Consider the following 22,301-nt stretch of genomic DNA (forward strand, 5'->3'; position numbering starts at 1 on the left):
GAGGTTTCTTCGCGGTGATGTTGGGTTGCATCAGTCGAGCGTCAAGCGGGTGGACTATTGTATTAGTCCTGCTTTGCAGCGGAGGGCCATGTTCTAGAGCGGTCCGCTGTCATGACTCTTTGGTCAGCGGCGGCATTATACATAGGTCGCTATGCTTACGCCGAGCCTTCATACAAAAGGCGGGTCGTCCATTGGTCTAAAGGTCGCAGGTGCCGGTTTACTCCTAAAGTCGCACGTTGTGCTCAGGATTGGCACTTTTCCCTTTGATTTCAGGCTTGTAGGCGACAATTTATGCTGTTTTCGATGCAAATGAGCATGGCGCGAGGTTTCAGTCGCCATTTATCTGGAGTAGGCTCGAACGCAGCCAGATGTTCAATCCATAGATGGAGTTCAGCATGGGATACAAGAAGATTCAGGTTCCGGCAGTCGGCGACAAAATCACCGTCAATGCAGACCATTCTCTCAATGTTCCTGACCAACCGATCATTCCCTACATCGAAGGTGACGGTATCGGTGTCGACATCAGCCCGGTGATGATCAAGGTGGTCGACGCAGCTGTTGAAAAGGCTTACGGCGGCAAGCGCAAGATCTCGTGGATGGAGGTTTACGCCGGCGAAAAGGCTACACAGGTCTACGACCAGGATACCTGGCTGCCCCAGGAAACCCTGGATGCGGTCAAGGATTACGTGGTGTCCATCAAGGGGCCGCTGACCACACCGGTCGGTGGTGGTATCCGCTCGCTGAACGTGGCGCTGCGCCAGCAGCTCGACCTGTATGTGTGCCTGCGCCCGGTGCGCTGGTTCGAAGGCGTGCCCAGCCCGGTCAAGAAACCTGGCGACGTGGACATGACCATCTTTCGCGAGAACTCCGAAGATATTTACGCCGGCATCGAGTGGAAAGCTGGTTCGCCTGAGGCGATCAAGGTAATCAAGTTTCTCAAGGAGGAAATGGGCGTTACCAAGATCCGTTTCGACCAGGACTGCGGGATCGGCGTCAAGCCGGTGTCGAAAGAAGGCACCAAGCGCCTGGCGCGCAAGGCCCTGCAATATGTCGTGGATAACGACCGCGATTCGCTGACCATCGTGCACAAAGGCAACATCATGAAGTTCACCGAAGGTGCCTTCAAGGAATGGGCCTACGAAGTGGCGGCCGAAGAGTTCGGTGCGACCCTGCTGGACGGCGGCCCGTGGATGCAGTTCAAGAACCCCAAGACCGGCAAGAACGTAGTCGTCAAGGATGCCATCGCCGACGCCATGCTTCAGCAGATACTGTTGCGCCCGGCTGAATATGACGTTATCGCGACGCTTAACCTGAACGGCGACTATTTGTCTGACGCTTTGGCGGCGGAAGTGGGCGGTATCGGCATCGCGCCGGGGGCCAACTTGTCCGACACCGTGGCGATGTTCGAAGCGACCCACGGTACCGCGCCTAAATATGCGGGCAAAGACCAGGTCAACCCGGGCTCATTGATCCTGTCGGCAGAAATGATGCTGCGCCATATGGGGTGGGTCGAAGCGGCTGACTTGATTATCAAGGGCACCAACGGCGCTATTTCGGCCAAGACCGTGACCTATGACTTCGAGCGCCTGATGGATGGCGCTACGCTGGTGTCGTCGTCGGGCTTCGGTGATGCGCTGATCAAGCATATGTAAACAGGCAGAGAAAACCGGCCGCCCTGATGAATCGGGCGGCCGGTTTGCTTTCAGTGCTTTGTTCAGTGGCTGATCAGGCCTGTTTCTTTTTTTGAATTTTGATCGGGCGCTGCAACTTTTTCTGCGGCAGACGGTGGGGTGACTAACTTGATATTCACCGCATTCAAGCCCTTTGGGCCCTGTTTGAGATCAAAGGACACCGGTTGACCCGCCTTCAGCGTTTTGTACCCATCCATATCGATCACGGAGAAATGCGCAAAAAGGTCTTCATCCTTGCCGTCCTCGACAATGAAGCCGTAACCCTTGGCATTGTTGAACCACTTGACCTTACCCCTAGCCATTCCCATATCCCTCTGCACCAGACTCCATCACTGGAGTATCATCCTGTCTATCCGTCCTAACCCGAATAAATAAGGTTGACTGCGCGGACCTTTTTTACCCACTGTGGGCTCTATTGGTTGTAACACCGATTCGCCGATAGTCAAGGCGACCAGCCGGTCAGAGTTGAAATTCTGACAGGTCGCCCCCACCACTGTAATCGAACCACTGACGAACCTTTCTTTCCATGCATGCAAACAGCCAGATTCGACTAACATTCAATCAGGATCGCCCGGATCAGGAACATGATGACGACGGTTCTGCAGGCATTGCTGTCCAGGAGGCCAAGCCTGCTCTACAGGCGCCGCCGATGTACAAGGTGGTTTTGTTCAATGATGACTACACACCGATGGATTTCGTCGTCGAAGTGCTCGAGGTGTTTTTTAACCTGAACCGCGAGTTGGCGACCAAGGTAATGCTGGCCGTTCACACAGAAGGACGGGCAGTATGTGGAGTGTTTACCCGCGACATCGCCGAGACAAAGGCCATGCAGGTCAACCAGTACGCCAGGGAAAGCCAGCATCCGCTACTCTGTGAAATCGAGAAGGACGGTTAACGCCGACCACTTGGGTATGAGGTGAAGCTATGTTAAACCGCGAGCTCGAAGTCACCCTTAATCTTGCCTTCAAGGAGGCTCGTTCGAAGCGTCATGAATTCATGACCGTCGAACACCTGCTGCTGGCACTTTTGGATAACGAAGCTGCCGCCACCGTTCTGCGTGCGTGCGGCGCCAACCTCGACAAGCTCAAGCATGATCTGCAGGAGTTCATCGACTCCACCACGCCACTGATCCCCGTGCATGACGAGGACCGTGAAACCCAGCCAACCCTGGGCTTCCAGCGGGTATTGCAGCGTGCTGTTTTCCACGTACAGAGCTCCGGTAAGCGTGAGGTCACGGGCGCGAACGTGCTTGTGGCGATTTTCAGCGAACAGGAAAGCCAGGCCGTGTTCCTGCTCAAGCAGCAGAGCGTTGCCCGTATTGATGTAGTCAATTACATCGCCCACGGTATCTCCAAAGTGCCTGGGCACGGCGATCATTCCGAGGGTGAGCAGGAAATGCAGGATGACGAGGGCGGTGAGTCTTCTTCTTCGGGCAATCCACTGGATGCCTATGCCAGCAATCTCAACGAATTGGCGCGCCAGGGGCGGATCGATCCGCTGGTGGGGCGTGAGCTTGAGGTTGAGCGTGTGGCGCAGATCCTTGCTCGTCGGCGCAAGAACAATCCGTTGCTGGTTGGGGAGGCGGGCGTGGGTAAAACCGCGATCGCCGAAGGCCTGGCCAAGCGCATTGTCGACAATCAGGTCCCAGACCTGTTGGCCAACAGCGTTGTCTACTCCCTTGACCTGGGCGCCTTGCTCGCCGGGACCAAGTACCGGGGCGATTTCGAGAAGCGCTTCAAGGCGCTGCTCGGCGAGCTGAAAAAACGCCCGCAGGCGATTCTGTTTATCGACGAGATCCATACCATTATCGGGGCCGGTGCGGCATCCGGTGGGGTGATGGACGCCTCCAACCTGCTCAAGCCGTTGCTGTCGTCGGGCGATATCCGCTGCATCGGTTCGACCACGTTCCAGGAATTCCGTGGCATCTTCGAGAAAGACCGTGCCCTGGCGCGCCGCTTCCAGAAAGTCGACGTGTCCGAGCCTTCGGTTGAAGACACCATCGGCATCCTGCGCGGGCTCAAGGGGCGCTTCGAGGCGCACCATGGCATCGAATACACCGATGAGGCCCTGCGTGCCGCGGCTGAGCTGGCGTCGCGCTACATCAATGACCGGCACATGCCAGACAAGGCCATCGACGTGATCGACGAGGCGGGGGCCTATCAGCGCCTGCAACCGGTCGAGAAGCGTGTGAAGCGCATTGACGTGCCTCAGGTCGAGGATATCGTGGCGAAGATCGCGCGGATTCCGCCAAAACACGTCACCAGTTCCGACAAGGAGCTGCTGCGTAACCTGGAGCGCGACCTCAAGCTCACCGTGTTTGGTCAGGATGCGGCAATCGATTCGCTGTCCACCGCGATCAAGCTGTCCCGTGCGGGCCTCAAGTCGCCGGACAAGCCGGTCGGGTCGTTCCTGTTCGCAGGCCCTACCGGGGTCGGCAAGACCGAAGCGGCGCGGCAATTGGCCAAGGCCATGGGAATCGAGCTGGTGCGTTTCGACATGTCCGAGTATATGGAGCGCCACACCGTTTCGCGCCTGATCGGTGCGCCTCCAGGCTATGTCGGCTTCGACCAGGGCGGTCTGTTGACCGAGGCGATCACCAAGCAGCCACATTGCGTACTGTTGCTCGATGAAATCGAGAAGGCTCACCCGGAAGTCTTCAACCTGCTGCTGCAGGTCATGGACCACGGGACCCTGACTGACAACAACGGGCGCAAGGCGGACTTCCGCAACGTGATCGTGATCATGACCACCAACGCCGGTGCTGAAACCGCTGCGCGGGCCTCTATTGGCTTTACGCATCAGGATCACTCCTCCGATGCCATGGAAGTGATCAAGAAGAGCTTCACGCCGGAGTTCCGTAACCGCCTGGACACCATTATCCAATTTGGTCGCCTCAGCCATGAGGTCATCAAAAGCGTGGTGGACAAGTTCCTCACCGAGCTTCAAGCGCAGCTGGAAGACAAGCGCGTGCAGCTGGATGTGACGGAGGCGGCGCGCAGCTGGATCGCAGAGGGCGGCTACGACGCGGCGATGGGCGCTCGCCCGATGGCGCGCCTGATCCAGGACAAGATCAAGCGGCCATTGGCCGAAGAGATCCTGTTCGGCGAGCTCTCCGACCATGGCGGCGTGGTGCATATCGACCTGAAGGATGGCGAGCTGACCTTCGAGTTCGAGACCACGGCGGAAATGGCCTGATCGTTCTGCAGCAACAAAAAAAGGCGCCGAAAGGCGCCTTTTTGCTGACTTGAAATGCAATTCTCAGAACAGTGGAGATCCACTGTGGGAGGGGGGCTTGCCTCCGATAGCGGTGGTCCAGCAACAAATTAGTTGCCTGACATACTGCTATCGGGGGCAAGCCCCCTCCCACAGGGCCCTCCATTGCTTGGTAAACCCCGCACACACAAAAACGCCCGGCATAACCGGGCGTCTTGTATTGACTTGCTTAACGAGCGCGGTAAGTGATGCGCCCTTTGCTCAAGTCATAGGGCGTCAGCTCGACGCGCACTTTGTCACCGGTAAGAATACGAATGTAGTTCTTGCGCATCTTGCCGGAGATATGCGCGGTTACGACGTGCCCATTTTCCAACTCCACACGAAACATGGTGTTGGGCAGGGTGTCGACGACAGTGCCTTCCATTTCGAAGCTGTCTTCTTTCGACATGCAGTAAAGCCCTCGGTATCCAGTGAATGGCCCGGTGCAACTGCGCCAGGCAAAAGCGGCGTGCATTGTGCCCGAAAAAGGGTGTTTAAGCCAAGGGGTTCTAGTTAAGCGTGACCCATCTTTGATTAATCAGCAGCTCAATGGGCCGATATTGGGTCTTGTAGTTCATCTTTTTGCAGTTCTTGATCCAGTATCCGAGGTATACCGCGTCCAATTCCTGGCGCAGTGCCTCGCCTATTTGCCAGAGGATGGCAAAGCGTCCGAGGCTGCGGCGTTCTTCGGCCGGTTCATAGAAGGTGTACACCGCCGACAGGCCGTTGGGCAGCAGGTCGGTGACGGCTACGGCCAGCAGGCGGCCGTCGAGGCGGAACTCGTAGAAGCGCGAGAACGGCAGGTCGCGTACCAGGAAGGTAGAAAATTGATCGCGGCTGGGCGGGAACATATCGCCATCGGCGTGGCGTTGTTCGATGTAGCGCTGGTAAAGATCGAAATATTCTTCACTGTACTGCGGCTTGGTGGCCGTTACCGTCAGGTCGGCGTTGCGCTTGAGGATGCGTTTCTGATTTCGATCCGGCAGAAACTGCGTGACAGGGATGCGCGCCGGCACGCAGGCATTGCAATTTTGGCAATGAGGTCGGTACAGATGATCACCGCTGCGCCGAAACCCCATCTCGGACAGGTCGGCGTACACATGCACGTCCATCGGCTGGCTGGGGTCGAGGAACAGCGTGGTGGCCTGCTCGTCGGGCAGGTAGCTGCAAGAGTGGGCTTGAGTGGCATAAAACTTCAAGCGCGCCAGCTCGGTCATGATCAACCCTCGGGTTAAAGCTTTGAAATAAGTGTAAGCCAGGTGGGCGAAAGTCGCCTAGGAAACCCATGGTCCAGAGCTGGGCTGGTCCAAGTGTTTACGCAGGAAGTCTGCGAAGTCGCTGCGCGGTATGGCGCGGGCACCCAGGCTATGCAGGTGATCGTTGGGCATCTGGCAGTCGATGAGCACAAAGCCCCAGGCCTGCAATTGGCGGGTGAGTGTGGCGAAACCAAATTTTGAGGCATTGTCGGCGCGGCTGAACATGGACTCGCCAAAGAACAGTTGGCCCATCGCCAGGCCATACAGGCCACCCACCAGTTCGCCCTGGTCCCACACCTCGACGGAATGGGCGTAGCCACGCTGGTGCAGCGCCAGATAGGCGCTCTGGATGCCTTCGGTGATCCAGGTGCCATCCGCATAGGCACGGGGCGCTGCGCAGGCTTGGATGACCGCTGCGAAGTCTTGGTCGAACGTCACTGTATAGCGTTGCTGGCGCAATAGCTTGGCGAGACTGCGTGAAACATGCAGCTCATCGGGAAAGATCACCGTACGCGGGTCGGGTGACCACCAGAGGATCGGCTGGCCTTCGGAGAACCACGGAAAGCAGCCATGACGATAGGCTTGGATCAGTCGCTCGGCCGACAGATCGCCGCCGGCGGCGAGCAGGCCATTGGGTTCGCGCATGGCCTTGGCCAAGGGTGGGAAAGTCAGGGTGTCGCGTTGTAACCAGGTCAGCATGGCATCCAGGCTTATGGCAGGGGAGGGGAGTGGCAGGCAACGCCTGCACCGCAAGCGTTGATTATTGTCGACCCGGCGCCAGGGGGCCAGCCCGAATAGGTTATCGGCCAGGATTAGCATGAGCGGGTGTTTCTGCAACTCCGTGCATCAAGCGTGGTCGTAATCGGGGCTGAGGCATGCCGGCCATCTGCCAAGCTTGCCTGGATTGCTAAATACAGCTCATAAGCCTTTGTCAGCAAAGACAATGCATGCTCAAATTGAACAGGCTGTGACAAGGCAATTGTCCAGTCGGCCGGGTGAAGGGCAAGTGTGTGGCATCGCGCACGCAAACCCGTACAATGCGGCCATTGTGGCGTTATCGCCATTTCACCTATCCATCACCCGGTGTTAAAAGTAGATTCAGCAACATTCGTTCATTTTTCAGCTGCTCGGGATAGAGCAGTCATGTGTAGTCATTCAACAGATGGACGCGCTAAAGGCGCAGGAAAAGACCCGTTTTGAAGAAATCCGCCGCAGCACCTAAAGCAGCAGTCGTACCGGCCTGGCGCCAGCACCTGCATTATCGACTCAAGGAAGGCGCACTGATTGCCATCGGTGCTCTGTGCCTGTTCCTGATGATGGCCTTGCTCACCTACGGCAAGGACGACCCTGGCTGGAGCCACAACAGCAAGATCGATGATGTGCAGAATTTCGGTGGCCCCGTAGGTTCCTACAGTGCCGATATCCTGTTCATGATCCTGGGTTACTTCGCCTACATTTTCCCGCTGCTGCTGGCGATTAAGACCTGGCAGATCTTCCGCCAGCGCCATGAGCCATGGCAGTGGAGCGGCTGGCTGTTCTCCTGGCGCCTGATCGGCCTGGTGTTCCTGGTGCTCTCCGGCGCGGCGCTGGCGCATATTCATTTCCATGCACCGACCGGGCTGCCGGCGGGCGCGGGCGGGGCCCTGGGCGAAAGCCTTGGCGATCTGGCCCGCAGGACCCTGAATATCCAGGGCAGCACGCTGATGTTTATCGCGCTGTTCCTGTTCGGCCTCACGGTCTTTACCGACCTGTCATGGTTCAAGGTGATGGACGTGACCGGCAAGATCACCCTTGATCTGTTCGAATTGTTCCAAGGCGCCGCCAACCGCTGGTGGGCTGCCCGTGTGGAGCGAAAGCAGATGGTTGCGCAGCTTCGCGAGGTGGACACACGTGTCAACGAGGTGGTGGCCCCAAGCACCCCGGACCGGCGCGAGCAGGCCAAGGTCAAGGAGCGCTTGATCGAGCGTGAGCAAGCCCTGAGCAAGCACATGTCGGACCGCGAGAAGCAGGTGCCGCCGGTGATCGCGCCGGCACCGCCCAAGGCGCCGGAACCCAGCCATCGTGTGCAGAAAGAGAAACAGGCTCCGTTGTTCATCGACAGCGCCGTGGAAGGCACCTTGCCGCCGATCTCGATTCTCGACCCGGCAGAAAAGAAACAGCTCAATTATTCCCCGGAATCCCTGGCGGCTGTCGGCCACCTGCTGGAAATCAAGCTCAAGGAGTTCGGCGTCGAAGTCTCGGTGGACTCGATCCACCCAGGCCCGGTGATTACCCGTTACGAAATCCAGCCGGCCGCGGGTGTAAAGGTCAGCCGTATTTCCAACCTGGCCAAAGACCTGGCGCGCTCCCTGGCCGTGACCAGCGTGCGGGTGGTGGAAGTGATCCCGGGCAAGACCACCGTGGGTATCGAGATTCCCAACGAAGACCGCCAGATCGTGCGTTTCTCCGAAGTACTGTCGACCCCGGAATATGACAACTTCAAGTCACCGGTCACCCTGGCCCTCGGCCATGACATCGGCGGCAAGCCGGTGATCACGGACCTGGCGAAAATGCCCCACCTGCTGGTGGCTGGTACCACCGGTTCCGGTAAGTCGGTGGGTGTGAACGCGATGATCCTGTCGATCCTGTTCAAGTCCGGGCCGGATGACGCCAAGCTGATCATGATCGACCCGAAAATGTTGGAACTGTCGATTTACGAAGGCATTCCGCACCTGCTGTGCCCGGTGGTCACCGACATGAAGGACGCCGCCAACGCCCTGCGCTGGAGCGTGGCCGAGATGGAGCGCCGCTACAAGCTGATGGCGAAGATGGGCGTACGCAACCTGTCGGGCTTCAACGCCAAGGTCAAGGAAGCGCAGGATGCCGGTACGCCGCTGACCGACCCGCTGTACAAGCGCGAGAGCATCCATGATGAAGCCCCGCTGCTGACCAAGCTGCCGACCATCGTGGTGGTGGTCGATGAATTTGCCGACATGATGATGATCGTCGGCAAGAAAGTCGAAGAGCTGATTGCCCGTATCGCCCAGAAGGCTCGTGCCGCCGGTATCCACTTGATCCTGGCGACCCAGCGTCCTTCGGTCGACGTGATCACCGGCCTGATCAAGGCCAACATCCCGACGCGCATGGCGTTCCAGGTGTCCAGTAAGATCGACTCGCGCACCATCATCGACCAGGGTGGCGCCGAGCAACTGCTGGGCCACGGTGACATGCTCTACATGCCGCCCGGCACCAGCCTGCCGATCCGCGTGCACGGGGCCTTCGTGTCCGATGACGAAGTCCATCGCGTGGTCGAAGCCTGGAAACTGCGCGGCGCGCCGGAATACAACGATGACATCCTCGCTGGCGTCGAAGAAGCCGGCAGCGGCTTCGACGGTGGCAGCGGCGGTGGCGACGATGATGCCGAAACCGACGCGCTGTACGACGAAGCGGTGGCCTTCGTGCTGGAAAGCCGTCGTGCCTCGATCTCTGCTGTACAACGCAAGTTGAAGATCGGCTACAACCGCGCCGCCCGCATGATCGAAGCCATGGAACACGCCGGCGTCGTGACAGCCATGAACACCAACGGCTCGCGTGAAATCATCGCCCCCGGGCAGATGCGCGACTGACCCCGTGGCGCGTGGCAACACGCGCCACGCCCTGACCATTCAATGAGGACTCCCATGCGCTTTATCCGCATGCTGTTGTTGCCGGCCCTGGCCCTGACCGCTGTCTCGGCCCATGCTGACCCGGCTTCCGTCGCCAGCCTGAAGAACCTGTTGGACAAATCCCAGACCTTGACCGCGCGTTTCTCGCAGTTGACCCTGGATGCCGGTGGCACCCAACTGCAGGAAACTGCCGGTGAAATGGCGGTGCAGCGTCCTGGTTTGTTCTACTGGCATACCGAAGGCAAGGCCGAGCAGACCATCGTTTCTGATGGCCAGAAAGTCACCCTCTGGGACCCGGACCTGGAACAGGCGACCATCAAGAAGCTCGACCCGCGCCTGAACCAAACCCCGGCGCTGCTGCTCTCAGGTGACGTGTCGAAAATCAACGACAGTTTCGACATCACTTCCAAGCAGACCAGCAACGTGATCGAGTTCACCCTCAAGCCAAAATCCAAGGACACGCTGTTTGACACGCTGTCCCTGTCGTTCGGCAACGGCGTGATCAATAACATGCGCCTGGTCGACAGCGTTGGCCAGCGCACCGATATCCTGTTTTCCGGGGTCAAGGCCAACCAGCCGGTGCCTGCCTCCAAGTTCAAGTTCGACATCCCCAAGGGTGCCGACGTGATCCAGGAATAAACTGCCCAGAGGTTTCAAGCGCTGCCCATGGATCTGTTTCGAAGTGACCCGATTGCCCAGCCCCTGGCCGCGCGCCTACGCTCGACCAACCTGGATGAGTACGTCGGTCAGGAACACCTGCTCGCTCGCGGCAAGCCTTTGCGCGAAGCCCTGGAGCAGGGCGCGCTGCACTCGATGATTTTCTGGGGCCCGCCAGGCGTGGGCAAGACCACCCTGGCGCGACTGCTGGCGAAAGTCTCGGATGCGCACTTTGAAACGGTCTCGGCGGTGCTGGCCGGGGTCAAGGAAATCCGCCAAGCGGTGGAGGTCGCCAAGCAGCAGGCCGGGCAATACGGCAAGCGCACCATCCTGTTCGTCGACGAAGTGCATCGCTTCAACAAGTCGCAGCAGGATGCGTTCCTGCCCTATGTCGAAGACGGCACCTTGATCTTTATCGGCGCCACCACTGAAAACCCTTCGTTTGAACTCAACAACGCCTTGTTGTCGCGAGCGCGTGTCTACGTGCTTAAGAGCCTGGACGAAGTGGCGATGCAAAAGCTGCTGCAGCGGGCCTTGAATGAAGACAAGGGCCTGGGCAAGCGCCAGCTGAGCGTCAGTGAAGAAGGCTTCAAGATCCTGCTCACCGCCGCAGATGGCGATGGCAGGCGCTTTCTCAATTTGCTGGAAAATGCCTCGGACCTGGCCGAAGACGGCGGCGAAATTGGCGTCGACTTGCTGCAAAGCCTGCTCGGCGATACCCGTCGGCGCTTCGACAAGGGCGGCGAAGCCTTCTACGACCAGATTTCCGCGCTGCACAAATCCGTACGCGGCTCCAACCCCGACGGTGCGCTGTACTGGTTCGCGCGCATGATCGACGGCGGTTGCGACCCGCTTTACCTCGCCCGTCGCGTGGTGCGCATGGCCAGTGAAGACATCGGCAATGCCGACCCGCGAGCGCTGAGCCTGTGCCTGGCGGCCTGGGAGGTGCAGGAGCGCCTTGGCAGCCCGGAAGGCGAGTTGGCGGTGGCCCAGGCCATCACCTACCTGGCCTGCGCACCCAAAAGCAACGCGGTTTACATGGGCTTTAAGTCGGCACTGCGGGCGGCGGCCGAACATGGCTCGCTGGAAGTGCCGATGCACTTGCGCAACGCGCCGACCAAACTGATGAAGCAGCTGGGTTACGGTGACGAATACCGCTACGCCCATGACGAACCGGATGCCTATGCGGCCGGCGAAGATTATTTCCCGGATGCGCTGGAACCGTTGCCGCTCTACCAGCCGGTGCCCCGTGGCCTGGAGCTGAAGATCGGCGAAAAGCTCAACCATCTGGCCCAACTCGACCGTCTCAGCCCCCGCCAGCGGAGAAAGTAGTGCTCAAGACGATTCTTGCCGTGTCCATAGCCGGCATCGCTGGTACATTATTGCGTTTCGCCACCAGCACCTGGGTCAGCGCCCAGTGGCCGAAGCATTTTTATGCGGCGACCTTGGCGGTCAACCTGGTGGGCTGTTTGATTATCGGGCTGTTGTACGGCTGGTTCCTGTTGCGCCCGGAAGTGCCAATTGAAATTCGCGCCGGCTTGATTGTCGGCTTTGTAGGCGGTCTGACGACCTTTTCATCCTTTTCACTGGATACGCTGCGCCTGCTGGAAAGCGGGCAGGCCCTGGTCGCCTTCGGGTACCTGGGCATCAGCGTGTTCGGCGGGCTGCTCGCCACCTGGGCCGGCCTGTCCTTGACCAAACTTTGATAACGAGAGACCGACATGCTCGATTCCAAACTGTTACGTAGCAACCTTCAGGACGTAGCGGACCGCCTGGCATCCCGTGGCTTTGCCTTGGATGTTGCGCGCATCGAAGCGCTGGAAGAACAGCGCAAGACCGTCCAGACCCGCACCGAAGCACTGCAGGCTGAGCGTAATGCGCGTTCCAAATCCATCGGCCAGGCCAAGCAGCGCGGCGAAGATATCGCGCCGTTGATGGCGGATGTGGAGCGCATGGGCACTGAGCTGTCCGAGGGCAAGATCGAGCTGGAAGGTATTCAGACCGAGCTGGATTCGATCCTGCTGGGCATCCCGAACCTGCCCCACGAATCCGTACCGGTAGGCGAAGACGAAGACGGCAACGTTGAAGTACGCCGCTGGGGCACGCCCAAAGCCTTCGATTTCGAGATCAAGGACCATGTGGCCCTGGGGGAACTGACCGGCGGCCTGGATTTCGAGACCGCGGCAAAAATGTCCGGCGCGCGCTTTGCCCTGCTGCGCGGCCCGATTGCGCGCATGCACCGTGCACTGGCGCAGTTCATGATCAACCTGCACACCGGTGAGCATGGTTACGAAGAGGCCTACACCCCGTATCTGGTCCAGGCGCCGGCGCTGATGGGCACCAGTCAGTTGCCGAAGTTCGAGGAAGACCTGTTCAAGATTACCCGTGATGGCGAAGCTGACCTGTACTTGATCCCGACTGCCGAAGTGTCGCTGACTAACATCGTGGCCGGCGAGATCCTCGATGCCAAGCAATTGCCATTGAAGCTGGTTGCCCACAGCCCATGCTTTCGCAGTGAAGCCGGCGCGTCGGGTCGCGATACGCGCGGCATGATTCGCCAGCACCAGTTCGACAAGGTCGAGATGGTGCAGGTGGTCGAGCCGTCGACTTCCATGGAAGCCCTGGAAGGCCTGACCGCCAATGCCGAACGCGTGCTGCAACTGCTGGAGCTGCCATACCGCGTCCTGGCCCTGTGCACCGGCGACATGGGCTTCAGCGCCGTGAAGACCTACGACCTCGAAGTGTGGGTGCCGAGCCAGGACAAGTACCGCGAAATCTCGTCGTGCTCCAACTGCGGTGATTTCCAGGCCCGTCGCATGCAGGCGCGTTTCCGTAACCCGGAAACCGGCAAGCCGGAGCTGGTGCATACCCTTAACGGTTCGGGCCTGGCCGTAGGTCGTACCCTGGTGGCCGTGCTGGAAAACTACCAGCAGGCTGACGGCTCGATCCGTGTACCTGAGGTGCTCAAGCCGTACATGGGCGGCGTTGAGGTCATCGGCTAAATGGAATTTCTGCCGCTGTTTCATAACCTGCGCGGCAGTCGTGTGTTGGTCGTCGGTGGCGGGGAGATTGCCTTGCGCAAATCCCGGCTGCTGGCTGACGCCGGTGCATTGCTGCGGGTGGTTGCTCCCCAGATCGAAGACCAGCTGCGCGAGCTGGTGCTGGGCAGTGGCGGGGAACTGATTTTGCGCGGTTATCAGGAGGCCGACCTTGACGGTTGCACCTTGATCATCGCGGCGACCGACGATGAACCACTGAACGCGCAGGTGTCCAGTGACGCCAAGCGTCGCTGCGTACCGGTCAACGTGGTGGACGCGCCGGCCTTGTGCAGCGTGATCTTCCCAGCGATTGTCGACCGTTCGCCCTTGGTGATTGCGGTCTCCAGTGGCGGCGATGCGCCGGTACTGGCGCGCTTGATCCGGGCCAAGCTGGAAACCTGGATTCCCTCTACCTACGGTCAGTTGGCCGGGTTGGCGGCGCGTTTTCGTGCCCAGGTCAAGGGTTTGTACCCGGATGTGCAGCAACGCCGGGCGTTCTGGGAAGAGGTATTCCAGGGGCCGATTGCCGACCGTCAATTGGCCGGGCAGGGCGACGAGGCCGAGCGCCTGTTGATCGCCAAGGTCAACGGCGCACCGCCGCACGCGCCCGGTGAGGTTTACCTGGTGGGCGCTGGCCCGGGCGATCCGGACCTGCTGACCTTCCGCGCCCTGCGCCTGATGCAGCAAGCCGACGTGGTGCTCTACGACCGCCTGGTGGCGCCGGCGATTCTCGAGCTGTGCCGTCGCGACGCCGAACGTGTGTACGTCGGCAAGCGCCGCGCTGACCACGCCGTACCGCAAGCCCAGATCAACCAGCAACTGGTCGACCTGGCCAAGCAAGGCAAGCGCGTGCTGCGCCTCAAGGGCGGCGATCCGTTCATTTTTGGGCGCGGTGGCGAAGAAATCGAGGAATTGGCGGCCCATGGCATTCCGTTCCAGGTGGTGCCAGGCATCACGGCGGCCAGTGGTTGTGCGGCGTATGCCGGGATTCCGCTGACGCACCGCGACTATGCGCAGTCGGTGCGCTTTATCACCGGACACCTTAAGAACGGTACGTCGGATCTGCCCTGGCAGGACTTGGTGGGGCCGTCGCAGACCCTGGTGTTCTATATGGGCTTGATTGGCTTGCCGATCATTTGCGAGCAGTTGATCCAGCACGGGCGCTCGGCGGACACGCCGGCCGCTTTGATCCAGCAGGGCACCACTTCCAACCAGCGCGTGTTCACCGGCACCCTGGCCGATTTGCCGCGCATGGTGGCGGAGCATGAAGTGCATGCGCCGACATTGGTGATCGTGGGTGAGGTAGTGGTACTGCGCGAGAAGCTCAAATGGTTCGAAGGGGCTCAGTCTCAGGTCTGAGCCTTAAAAGCATCGGGAGCAAGCCCCCTCCCACATTTTGATTTGTGAACACAGTCAAAATGTGGGAGGGGGCTTGCTCCCGATGAGGCCATCAAATACAACCGATGATCCCGATCAACTAAAGACACCTTTACCTGAAAGTCGCGCCCGATCATGGCTGTTGTCAAACCCCTGCAACGGCCCCTTCGGCACAATCCCGGTCGGATTGATCGTGCGATGGCTGGCATAGTAATGTCCCTTGATATGCTCGAAATCCACCGTCTCTGCCACGCCCGGCCACTGATACATCTCCCTTAGCCAGTTCGACAAATTCGCATAATCCGCAATCCGCCGTAGGTTGCACTTGAAGTGGCTGTAATACACCGCATCAAAGCGAATCAACGTGGTGAACAGCCGCACATCGGCCTCGGTCAGGTATTCGCCGGCCAGATAACGATGCTGGTCCAGGTGCTGTTCCAAATGATCCAGCTCGGCAAACACATCATCAAAGGCACTTTCATAAGCCTGTTGTGACGTGGCGAAGCCTGCGCGGTACACGCCGTTGTTCACGGCCGGATAGATGCGTTCGTTGAGTGCGTCAATGGTCGGGCGCAGGGTGTCGGGATAAAAATCCAGGGTGTTGCCAGTCAGCCCGTTGAATGCGCTGTTGAACATGCGGATGATCTCCGCCGACTCATTGCTGACGATGCGCTTGAGCTTCTTGTCCCATAGCACCGGCACGGTGACGCGCCCGGTGTAATCGGCGGTCTCGGCGGTGTAGCGCTGGTGCATTAAGTCCAGACCGTCCAGTTTGTCGCCGCTGGAGCCGTGGGCCTTGTCGAAGGTCCAACCGTTTTCCAGCATCAACCAGCTGACCACCGAGACGTCAATCAGGCTTTCAAGGCCCTTGAGCTTGCGCAGGATCAAGGTGCGGTGCGCCCAGGGGCAGGCGAGGGAAACATACAAGTGATAGCGACCTGCCTCGGCCTGGAAGCCACCTTCACCGCTGGGGCCAGGCTGGCCATCGGCGGTCACCCAGTTGCGGCGTTGTGCCTGTTCCCGTTGGAAAGCGCCGTCTTTGCTACTTTCGTACCACTGGTCTTTCCAGTGTCCTTCGATCAGTAAACCCATGACTGGCTCCTTGGCTGATAAACGTTGGAGCCCAGTCTAAAGGGATGAGTTCGAACTAAAAGCGCAAAGACCGGGGGTGAATGATCGACTAAATCGATTTATCCCGTGCATCCCAGTATTGCTGGGCCAATTCGAATGCCTGTTGCCGTGGGTGGCCCAGGCCGCGTAACGCCAGGGCCATGGTGGCGATCAGGGCCAATTGCGGGTAGCTGTCCTCGACGTCGCCGCGCCACAGCGCTTTCAGATGCTCGGGCTCCAGGGTCGCGGGCTTGACGTGACGCTGGGCGGAGAGGGCGGGCCACTCTTCGTCCCAACTCTGGCCGCCAGTGGTGCCATACAAGTGACTGAGGGTATCGGGGTTGATCTCGATCTCGCCACCGTCGCCCTTGACCACAATCACATTGTCACCGAGCAGGCCACTGGCATCGCGATGTACGCCCTGGTAACCCGGGTGGAAGATGCTTTGCAGGCCGCAACGCGCGTTCAGCGGGTTGAGCAACCGTGCTAGCGAGTGGATGGGCGAGCGCAGGCCGAGGGTGTTGCGCAGGTCGATCATGCGTTGCAATTGCGGCGCCCAGTCGCCTAGCGGGATAAACGCCAGGTTAGCGTGCTCAAAGGCGCCCTCGACCTGTTGCCAATTGCGGCACAGCGGGATCTGTAGAGTCTCCAGCAACTGCTCGGTGTACAACCGGCCCGCCGTGTGGGCACCACCGCCGTGCATCAGGATGCGCACACCGTTTTGTGCCAGGCACTTGGCCGCGAGCAGGAACCACGGCAGGTGGCGTTTCTTGCCGGCATAGGTCGGCCAGTCGATGTCCACATTCAGCGCTGGTGCGTTGAGCCGTTCACGTACCGCTTCGGTGAAGCCGGCAAGCTCTTCGGGGCTTTCTTCCTTGTGGCGCAGCAGCATCAGGAAGGCACCGAGCTGGGTATCCTCGACCTTTTCATCGAGCAGCATGCCCATGGCTTCCCGGGCTTCCTCGCGGGTGAGGTTGCGCGCGCCGCGCTTGCCTTTGCCGAGGATGCGCACGAACTGCGCAAAGGGGTGCTCTTCAGGCGTTGCGAGGGTCAGGGGGGCAAAGTCGGTCATAAGCAATTCGTCGGCCTGGGCAGGCCCGCCAGCTTGGCGGCGAGTTTGGCGGGAGTGCCATTGAACAGTTTGTTGAGGTGCAGGCTGTTGCCCTTTTCCGGGCCCAGCTTCAAGGCGGTGTACTTGATCAGCGGGCGCGTGGCCGGGGACAGCTGGAATTGGGCATAGAACTGGCGCAGCAGCCGGAGGATCTCCCAGTGATCCGGGGTCAGCTCCAGGGCTTCGGCGGCGGCCAGGGCCTGCGCCACCTCTTCGGACCAGTCATCCAGGTCGACGAGGTAGCCGTCCTTGTCCAGTTCCAGGGCGCGAGCGCCTACGGTCAAGGTGTTCATAGCCAGGTGTTGACCTTGTCGTAGTCGATCGACAGTTGTACGAAACCTGGGTAGTCCACGCTGTCGGCCCAGTCGGGCAGGGGCAAATTACGCGCCTGCATGTCTTCGGCCAGTACAAACACCTTCACGCCCTTGGTGCGCAACGCCGGGCTGTGCAAGCCGTAGGCGCCATCGCCGCAGAGCAGGATCGCGTCTTCGCGCCCACACAGGCGCAGGCAGCTGTCGAGGCGGCTATCGGTGAACGGAGAATGAGACAGCACATGTAAAGTCGACATCAGAGGGTTATCACCTGGTCGTAACGGTCAATCAGCCTGCAAATGTCTTCGTTGCCCAGGGGCTGGGCGCTGGCCGGCGGGGTGAGCCCGCGCTCCGCCAGGCTATGGCTGCAAGCGATTACGTCATCAATGCCAAACAGCCCCAATGCCTGCAGATTGGCACCGAGGTCCTTTTGCTGCACAGCCTTGGCGTCCTGGTGCGGTGCCAGCTGAAACACACCGTCGTCAAGAAACAGCAGGCCAATGGGCAGATCGAACGCGCCGCCGGCCAGCACGATATCCAGCGCTTCCCGCGCACTTGGCCCGGACCATGGGGCCTGGCGGCTGATTACCAACAAGGATTTGGACATGTCATGGCCCTCCAAAACAGATCAGGCGGTCGGCGCCCTGTATAGCGTCATGCAATTGCCCCAGGCCCGACAGCGCCCAGGGTGCCTCAAGGTTGACCGCGCTGCGTTGATAGCGCGTGGCTTCCTCGGCATTGAGCACGCCACGGCGCAAGGCCGCGGCGATGCATACCACGCCATCAAGCTGGTGCTGGCTGACAAACTCGCGCCATTGGTGGGCGATATCTTGCTCATCCTGGGGGGCAACGATGTTATTGGACGCGCTGTACACGCCATCTTGATAAAAAAACAGCCGCACAATCTCATGCCCGCCGGCCAGCGCCGCCTGGGCGAACAACAGGGCGCGGCGCGAGGAGGGCGTGTGGGCGGCGCTATACAGTGCAATCGCGAACTTCATGGAACACTCTGCCAACAAACGTGGGCCAATGATAAAGCCGCCGCCGCGAAAAAGCCCGCCGTGATCAAAACGGTCACTGCCGCTGATCGTTCTGACGATTGCCGGCAGGCGCAAGGCTGCCTAGTCTGTGGGGATTCGCAACCCGGATGGAGTCCTTATGTCAGGTCCCTTGGCGTCCCTTAAAGTACTGGATTTTTCCACCTTGCTGCCCGGCCCGTTTGCCTCCTTGCTGCTGGCGGACATGGGCGCCGAGGTGTTGCGTATCGAGTCGCCTACGCGTATGGACCTGCTGCGCGTGTTGCCGCCCCATGACCGCGGCACGTCGGCGAGCCATGCCTATCTCAATCGCAACAAGCGCAGCCTGGCCCTGGATCTCAAGCAGGCCGAGGCGGTGGAGATCGTGCGTGAGTTGGTCAAGGGTCATGACATTGTGCTTGAGCAGTTTCGTCCCGGGGTCATGGAGCGGCTGGGTTTGGGGTATGAAGCGCTCAAGGCGATCAACCCCCGGCTGATCTATGTATCGATTACTGGCTACGGCCAGACCGGCCCTTATAAGGACCGCGCCGGCCACGATATCAATTACCTGGCGTTGGCCGGCGTGGCCAGCCACACCGGGCGCCGGGACAGCGGGCCGCTGCCGCTGGGGGTGCAACTGGCCGATGTGGCAGGTGGGTCGCTGCATGCTGTCGTGGGCTTGCTGGCAGCGGTGATTGCCAGGCAGCAGAGCGGGGTGGGGCAGTACTTGGATGTGAGCATGACCGATTGCTCGTTCAGCTTGAACGCCATGGCCGGCGCCGGTTACCTGGCCTGTGGGGTGACGCCTGAGTGGGAGAACCATGTGCTCAATGGTGGGAGTTTCTACGACTACTACCGCAGTAGTGATGGACGCTGGATGTCTGTGGGGAGTTTGGAGCCAGCGTTTATGCAGCAATTATGCGAGGCACTGGGACAGCCGGAGCTGGCGGCCCACAGCGTGAAGCCTGAACAGCAGGCCGTTCTTAAGCAGGCCCTGCGGGTGGAGTTTGAGAAGCGCAGCTTTGAGGAACTTTGCGAGCTGTTCGCCGGGGTGGATGCGTGTGTGGAACCGGTGTTGAGCCTGGCGGAGGCTGTTGAACATCCGCAGTTGAAGGCTCGAGAACTGGTCAGCCAGGTGCCCAGAGGGGATGGCTCGACACAAGCGCAATTGGCCTGCCCGCTGAAGTTTTCCGAGGGTTTGCCGGCGCCACGGCATATTGGTGCGCCAGTGGGGGCGCACAGTGATGAAGTGTTGGCGCAGTTGGGGCTCAGTGCTCAGCGAATAGAGGAGTTGCGGCAGGCCAAGGTGGTTGGGTGAATGTACTGGCCTCATCGGGAGCAAGCCCCCTCCCACATTTAGAATGTATTCACAGATCCAAAGGTGGGAGGGGCGGTGCGACGATTCGACTTGCTCCCGATGAGGCCCTTATTCCACCCGAGTTTCGCCAGTAAACACCAGGGTCTGCCGACACCGCCGACACAAATACCGCCGCCCCTGGTTCACCAGGCCATGGCGCTGCGCCGAAAACGGAAAATCACTGTCCGCACATGGGCATCGGTAGATATAGCGCTTTACCTGGCGACGCTTGATCTCATAGGTATGGCAACGATCCGGCGGCAGTTCATAAACCCCGCGCATGATCAGCTGCCATTCCTCGCCATGGGGCTGGATACGTTCGCCGAACAACTGGTGGGCAATCAGGTGCGCCACTTCGTGGGCCACGGTTTGCTTGAGAAAGTGCTGGCTGTTTTCACGGTACAGCTGAGGGTTGAAGCGCAGCAGGTTCTCGTGCAAATGCGCGACACCGGCCTTCTGGCCCCGCAGCTTGAGGCTGACCTGGGGGCGTTTGAAGCTTCGTTTGAAAAAGGATTCGGCTTGCAGGAAACAATCTTCGACGCGGGTATTGAGTTGCTCGGGCATGCTGTACATATCTCCAGAGACACCCAGTATGCCGCAAAACCAGGTGTTTCCGAATCTGTCAGGCGCCGAATGGTCATGCATGACGCACAAAGCCACCTTGCGGTGGCCTTGCCTCAGGGTTCTGTTTGTTCAGCTGGTGTAGATCGGCCCGACGCCCAAGCCCCAGACGATGACAGTAAAGGCCATGATCGCCACCAGTACCACGAGGCCCACGGCCAATACCGAGCTGGAGAACAGGAAGCCTTCGTCCGGGTCGATGCTCATGAAAGTCGGCAACCCCACATACAGCAGGTACACCGTGTAGCAGATCGCCGCCGTGCCGACGACCATGCCTAGCCACATATGCGGGTAGAGCGCCGCCAGCCCACCGATAAACAGTGGGGTCGCGGTGTAGGTGGCAAAGGCCACGCAACGGGCCATGCTGGGGCTGGCGTCGTAGGTGCGCGCCATCCAGTGAATGAACGCCCCCATCACTGCTACACCGCCGAGCATGGCGGCGTAAGACATCAGGGTCATCCACAGCGCACTTTCCTGGGTCAACATGACCGGTGCGCGGTTGCCGATGACCCAGCCGACCTGGGTGGTGCCGATAAAGGCGGATACGGCGGGGATCGCCGCAAGAATCAGGGTATGAGTGAGGTACATGTGGCCAATGCTTTCTTCCTTATCGCCACGAATTTCCCGCCATTCCTGGTCGGGATGGGTAAACAGCCCCACGACGTGATGGATCATGCCAGTCACTCCTGTCGTTATTACCATCGCCCCCCATCGGAGCGCCCACCGGCCAGATGGCCTGAAAGGTCTGGATAGTTTGTGTGCGACCTCAAGTCGCAGTATAGGAAGGGATGACCGGAATAACTGTAGGGCCTTTAGAGCAAATTGCGCTGTAAACCTGAGGTTTAATCGCGGCGGGATCTGTCAAATGTGGGAGGGGGCTTGCTCCCGATAGCGGTGTATCAGCCAGCACTTGTAGTGCCTGGCACACCGCTATCGGGAGCAAGCCCCCTCCCACATTGGAACTTGGTCGTTCATATCGCTAAAATACCCGGCTTTTCGTCACACCTTCAGCGGATCCAAGCGCCATGGGCACTCTTACGGTCAACCAGAACAAACTGCAAAAACGCCTGCGTCGCCTGGCCGGTGAAGCGGTCGCCGATTTCAACATGATCGAGGATGGCGACAAGGTCATGGTCTGCCTCTCCGGCGGCAAAGACAGCTACACCATGCTCGACGTGTTGCTGCACCTGCAAAAGGTCGCGCCGATCCAGTTCGAGATCGTCGCCGTCAACATGGACCAGAAACAGCCTGGCTTCCCCGAGCATGTGCTGCCGGCCTACCTGAAAGAACTGGGCGTCGAGTACCACATCGTCGAGAAAGACACCTACTCGGTGGTCAAGGAGCTGATCCCGGAAGGCAAGACCACCTGCTCGCTGTGCTCGCGCCTGCGCCGTGGCACGCTCTACACCTTTGCCGACGAGATCGGCGCGACCAAGATGGCCCTGGGTCATCACCGCGATGACATCGTCGAGACCTTCTTCCTGAATATGTTCTTCAATGGCTCGCTCAAGGCCATGCCGCCCAAGCTGCGCGCCGATGACGGGCGCAACGTGGTGATCCGCCCGCTGGCGTATTGCAACGAGAAGGACATCCAGGCCTACTCCGACTTCAAGCAATTCCCGATCATCCCCTGCAACCTGTGCGGCTCCCAGGAAAACCTGCAGCGCCAGGTGGTCAAGGACATGCTGCTGGACTGGGAGCGCAAGACCCCCGGGCGTACCGAGAGCATCTTCCGCAGCCTGCAAAATGTGATCCCGTCTCAACTGGCTGATCGCAACCTGTTCGATTTCACCAGCTTGAAAATCGATGAGACGGCTGCTTCGCGTTTCGTCAATGTAGTGAACCTCTAAGCCTCGTCGA

The 22,301-nt window shown here is 59.8% G+C and carries 23 protein-coding genes; 11 read left to right on the forward strand and 12 right to left on the reverse strand.

Going from position 1 to position 22,301, the window contains the following annotated elements:
* Nucleotides 1-395: 395 nt before the first annotated feature.
* Nucleotides 396-1,652: an NADP-dependent isocitrate dehydrogenase gene (gene icd / locus QZR30_RS14065; protein WP_005789095.1), complete on the forward strand. Its 1,257-nt coding sequence runs from the start codon at nucleotides 396-398 to the stop codon at nucleotides 1,650-1,652.
* Between the two features lie 62 nt (nucleotides 1,653-1,714).
* Here the strand turns inward: icd and cspD are convergent, their stop codons facing one another.
* Nucleotides 1,715-1,999, reverse strand: coding sequence for a cold shock domain-containing protein CspD (cspD, locus tag QZR30_RS14070; RefSeq protein WP_311903577.1), 285 nt, complete (start codon nucleotides 1,997-1,999; stop codon nucleotides 1,715-1,717).
* Nucleotides 2,000-2,217: 218 nt separating this feature from the next.
* Between cspD and clpS the strand changes: the two genes are divergently transcribed.
* Together clpS and clpA are read left to right on the forward strand one after the other, a co-directional pair.
* Nucleotides 2,218-2,586 carry an ATP-dependent Clp protease adapter ClpS gene (gene clpS / locus QZR30_RS14075; protein ID WP_005789091.1) on the forward strand — a complete coding sequence of 123 codons (369 nt, stop codon included), beginning with the start codon at nucleotides 2,218-2,220 and terminating at the stop codon, nucleotides 2,584-2,586.
* A 29-nt stretch (nucleotides 2,587-2,615) separates the two neighbouring features.
* Nucleotides 2,616-4,886: an ATP-dependent Clp protease ATP-binding subunit ClpA gene (clpA, locus tag QZR30_RS14080; RefSeq protein ID WP_043046605.1), complete on the forward strand. Its 2,271-nt coding sequence runs from the start codon at nucleotides 2,616-2,618 to the stop codon at nucleotides 4,884-4,886.
* A 247-nt stretch (nucleotides 4,887-5,133) separates the two neighbouring features.
* Here the strand turns inward: clpA and infA are convergent, their stop codons facing one another.
* From infA to aat, 3 genes are all read right to left on the reverse strand, one after another.
* A complete protein-coding gene (infA, locus tag QZR30_RS14085; protein ID WP_002553999.1) occupies nucleotides 5,134-5,352 on the reverse strand; it encodes a translation initiation factor IF-1 in 219 nt (72 codons plus the stop codon).
* Between the two features lie 100 nt (nucleotides 5,353-5,452).
* Nucleotides 5,453-6,160 carry an arginyltransferase gene (locus QZR30_RS14090; protein WP_046068633.1) on the reverse strand — a complete coding sequence of 236 codons (708 nt, stop codon included), beginning with the start codon at nucleotides 6,158-6,160 and terminating at the stop codon, nucleotides 5,453-5,455.
* 57 nt (nucleotides 6,161-6,217) lie between these two features.
* Nucleotides 6,218-6,898 carry a leucyl/phenylalanyl-tRNA--protein transferase gene (aat, locus tag QZR30_RS14095; RefSeq protein ID WP_046068632.1) on the reverse strand — a complete coding sequence of 227 codons (681 nt, stop codon included), beginning with the start codon at nucleotides 6,896-6,898 and terminating at the stop codon, nucleotides 6,218-6,220.
* A gap of 497 nt (nucleotides 6,899-7,395) precedes the next feature.
* Between aat and ftsK the strand changes: the two genes are divergently transcribed.
* Genes ftsK through cysG form a run of 6 tightly spaced genes read left to right on the forward strand, consistent with a single transcriptional unit; the run spans nucleotide 7,396 to nucleotide 14,897 of the window.
* Entirely contained in the window at nucleotides 7,396-9,804 is a 2,409-nt protein-coding gene (ftsK, locus tag QZR30_RS14100; protein WP_034120236.1) for a DNA translocase FtsK, read from the forward strand.
* Nucleotides 9,805-9,858: 54 nt separating this feature from the next.
* Nucleotides 9,859-10,482, forward strand: a complete 624-nt coding sequence (gene lolA / locus QZR30_RS14105) for an outer membrane lipoprotein chaperone LolA (RefSeq protein ID WP_003174700.1) — start codon at nucleotides 9,859-9,861, stop codon at nucleotides 10,480-10,482.
* 27 nt (nucleotides 10,483-10,509) lie between these two features.
* Nucleotides 10,510-11,832, forward strand: a complete 1,323-nt coding sequence (locus tag QZR30_RS14110) for a replication-associated recombination protein A (RefSeq protein ID WP_059397942.1) — start codon at nucleotides 10,510-10,512, stop codon at nucleotides 11,830-11,832.
* Complete coding sequence (gene crcB, locus QZR30_RS14115) at nucleotides 11,832-12,206, forward strand: fluoride efflux transporter CrcB (RefSeq protein WP_043046609.1); 375 nt, start codon at nucleotides 11,832-11,834, stop codon at nucleotides 12,204-12,206. Before QZR30_RS14110 ends, crcB begins: the two co-directional genes overlap by 1 nt.
* A 15-nt stretch (nucleotides 12,207-12,221) precedes the next feature.
* Nucleotides 12,222-13,502 (forward strand): serine--tRNA ligase, encoded by a 1,281-nt coding sequence (serS, locus tag QZR30_RS14120; RefSeq protein ID WP_046068630.1) that lies wholly within the window; start codon nucleotides 12,222-12,224, stop codon nucleotides 13,500-13,502.
* A complete protein-coding gene (gene cysG / locus QZR30_RS14125) occupies nucleotides 13,503-14,897 on the forward strand; it encodes a siroheme synthase CysG (RefSeq protein WP_311903445.1) in 1,395 nt (464 codons plus the stop codon). It abuts the gene before it with no gap.
* A gap of 114 nt (nucleotides 14,898-15,011) precedes the next feature.
* Here the strand turns inward: cysG and QZR30_RS14130 are convergent, their stop codons facing one another.
* The 6 genes from QZR30_RS14130 to tusD form a co-directional block, all read right to left on the reverse strand.
* Complete coding sequence (locus QZR30_RS14130; protein ID WP_311903446.1) at nucleotides 15,012-16,007, reverse strand: glutathione S-transferase family protein; 996 nt, start codon at nucleotides 16,005-16,007, stop codon at nucleotides 15,012-15,014.
* A gap of 88 nt (nucleotides 16,008-16,095) precedes the next feature.
* Nucleotides 16,096-17,097, reverse strand: coding sequence for a glycosyl transferase family protein (locus QZR30_RS14135; RefSeq protein WP_056846552.1), 1,002 nt, complete (start codon nucleotides 17,095-17,097; stop codon nucleotides 16,096-16,098).
* Complete coding sequence (locus QZR30_RS14140; RefSeq protein ID WP_046068626.1) at nucleotides 17,094-17,429, reverse strand: TusE/DsrC/DsvC family sulfur relay protein; 336 nt, start codon at nucleotides 17,427-17,429, stop codon at nucleotides 17,094-17,096. Before QZR30_RS14140 ends, QZR30_RS14135 begins: the two co-directional genes overlap by 4 nt.
* On the reverse strand, nucleotides 17,426-17,704 hold the full coding sequence (gene tusB, locus QZR30_RS14145) for a sulfurtransferase complex subunit TusB (RefSeq protein WP_046068625.1): 279 nt from the start codon (nucleotides 17,702-17,704) through the stop codon (nucleotides 17,426-17,428). Before tusB ends, QZR30_RS14140 begins: the two co-directional genes overlap by 4 nt.
* The gene (tusC, locus tag QZR30_RS14150) at nucleotides 17,704-18,054 is read right to left on the reverse strand and encodes a sulfurtransferase complex subunit TusC (protein ID WP_311903448.1); all 351 of its coding nucleotides are present in this window, start codon (nucleotides 18,052-18,054) and stop codon (nucleotides 17,704-17,706) included. Before tusC ends, tusB begins: the two co-directional genes overlap by 1 nt.
* A gap of 1 nt (nucleotide 18,055) precedes the next feature.
* Entirely contained in the window at nucleotides 18,056-18,448 is a 393-nt protein-coding gene (tusD, locus tag QZR30_RS14155; protein ID WP_046072495.1) for a sulfurtransferase complex subunit TusD, read from the reverse strand.
* Between the two features lie 157 nt (nucleotides 18,449-18,605).
* Here tusD and QZR30_RS14160 point away from each other — a divergent pair, with 157 nt between their 5' ends.
* The gene (locus tag QZR30_RS14160; RefSeq protein ID WP_311903449.1) at nucleotides 18,606-19,781 is read left to right on the forward strand and encodes a CaiB/BaiF CoA transferase family protein; all 1,176 of its coding nucleotides are present in this window, start codon (nucleotides 18,606-18,608) and stop codon (nucleotides 19,779-19,781) included.
* A 108-nt stretch (nucleotides 19,782-19,889) separates the two neighbouring features.
* Here the strand turns inward: QZR30_RS14160 and QZR30_RS14165 are convergent, their stop codons facing one another.
* Both QZR30_RS14165 and QZR30_RS14170 read right to left on the reverse strand, forming a co-directional pair.
* Nucleotides 19,890-20,384, reverse strand: coding sequence for a SprT family zinc-dependent metalloprotease (locus QZR30_RS14165; RefSeq protein WP_046072494.1), 495 nt, complete (start codon nucleotides 20,382-20,384; stop codon nucleotides 19,890-19,892).
* A gap of 129 nt (nucleotides 20,385-20,513) precedes the next feature.
* Nucleotides 20,514-21,116 (reverse strand): Yip1 family protein, encoded by a 603-nt coding sequence (locus tag QZR30_RS14170; RefSeq protein WP_043046623.1) that lies wholly within the window; start codon nucleotides 21,114-21,116, stop codon nucleotides 20,514-20,516.
* Nucleotides 21,117-21,466: 350 nt separating this feature from the next.
* On the opposite strand from QZR30_RS14170, the gene ttcA reads away from it, so the two are divergent.
* Nucleotides 21,467-22,291 carry a tRNA 2-thiocytidine(32) synthetase TtcA gene (gene ttcA, locus QZR30_RS14175; protein ID WP_043046624.1) on the forward strand — a complete coding sequence of 275 codons (825 nt, stop codon included), beginning with the start codon at nucleotides 21,467-21,469 and terminating at the stop codon, nucleotides 22,289-22,291.
* Nucleotides 22,292-22,301 lie beyond the last annotated feature (10 nt).

The sequence above is a fragment of the Pseudomonas sp. rhizo25 genome, from assembly GCF_031931935.1.
GTDB lineage: Bacteria > Pseudomonadota > Gammaproteobacteria > Pseudomonadales > Pseudomonadaceae > Aquipseudomonas > Aquipseudomonas synxantha.

Bases quoted from the DNA above. Each gene is read 5' to 3' on its own strand.
- icd (WP_005789095.1), top strand. From the start codon at position 396: ATGGGATACAAGAAGATTCAGGTTCCGGCAGTCGGCGACAAAATCACC.
- cspD (WP_311903577.1), bottom strand. From the start codon at position 1,999: ATGGGAATGGCTAGGGGTAAGGTCAAGTGGTTCAACAATGCCAAGGGT.
- clpS (WP_005789091.1), top strand. From the start codon at position 2,218: ATGCATGCAAACAGCCAGATTCGACTAACATTCAATCAGGATCGCCCG.
- clpA (WP_043046605.1), top strand. From the start codon at position 2,616: ATGTTAAACCGCGAGCTCGAAGTCACCCTTAATCTTGCCTTCAAGGAG.
- infA (WP_002553999.1), bottom strand. From the start codon at position 5,352: ATGTCGAAAGAAGACAGCTTCGAAATGGAAGGCACTGTCGTCGACACC.
- QZR30_RS14090 (WP_046068633.1), bottom strand. From the start codon at position 6,160: ATGACCGAGCTGGCGCGCTTGAAGTTTTATGCCACTCAAGCCCACTCT.
- aat (WP_046068632.1), bottom strand. From the start codon at position 6,898: ATGCTGACCTGGTTACAACGCGACACCCTGACTTTCCCACCCTTGGCC.
- lolA (WP_003174700.1), top strand. From the start codon at position 9,859: ATGCGCTTTATCCGCATGCTGTTGTTGCCGGCCCTGGCCCTGACCGCT.
- QZR30_RS14110 (WP_059397942.1), top strand. From the start codon at position 10,510: ATGGATCTGTTTCGAAGTGACCCGATTGCCCAGCCCCTGGCCGCGCGC.
- serS (WP_046068630.1), top strand. From the start codon at position 12,222: ATGCTCGATTCCAAACTGTTACGTAGCAACCTTCAGGACGTAGCGGAC.
- cysG (WP_311903445.1), top strand. From the start codon at position 13,503: ATGGAATTTCTGCCGCTGTTTCATAACCTGCGCGGCAGTCGTGTGTTG.
- QZR30_RS14130 (WP_311903446.1), bottom strand. From the start codon at position 16,007: ATGGGTTTACTGATCGAAGGACACTGGAAAGACCAGTGGTACGAAAGT.
- QZR30_RS14135 (WP_056846552.1), bottom strand. From the start codon at position 17,097: ATGACCGACTTTGCCCCCCTGACCCTCGCAACGCCTGAAGAGCACCCC.
- QZR30_RS14140 (WP_046068626.1), bottom strand. From the start codon at position 17,429: ATGAACACCTTGACCGTAGGCGCTCGCGCCCTGGAACTGGACAAGGAC.
- tusB (WP_046068625.1), bottom strand. From the start codon at position 17,704: ATGTCGACTTTACATGTGCTGTCTCATTCTCCGTTCACCGATAGCCGC.
- tusC (WP_311903448.1), bottom strand. From the start codon at position 18,054: ATGTCCAAATCCTTGTTGGTAATCAGCCGCCAGGCCCCATGGTCCGGG.
- tusD (WP_046072495.1), bottom strand. From the start codon at position 18,448: ATGAAGTTCGCGATTGCACTGTATAGCGCCGCCCACACGCCCTCCTCG.
- QZR30_RS14160 (WP_311903449.1), top strand. From the start codon at position 18,606: ATGTCAGGTCCCTTGGCGTCCCTTAAAGTACTGGATTTTTCCACCTTG.
- QZR30_RS14165 (WP_046072494.1), bottom strand. From the start codon at position 20,384: ATGCCCGAGCAACTCAATACCCGCGTCGAAGATTGTTTCCTGCAAGCC.
- QZR30_RS14170 (WP_043046623.1), bottom strand. From the start codon at position 21,116: ATGATCCATCACGTCGTGGGGCTGTTTACCCATCCCGACCAGGAATGG.
- ttcA (WP_043046624.1), top strand. From the start codon at position 21,467: ATGGGCACTCTTACGGTCAACCAGAACAAACTGCAAAAACGCCTGCGT.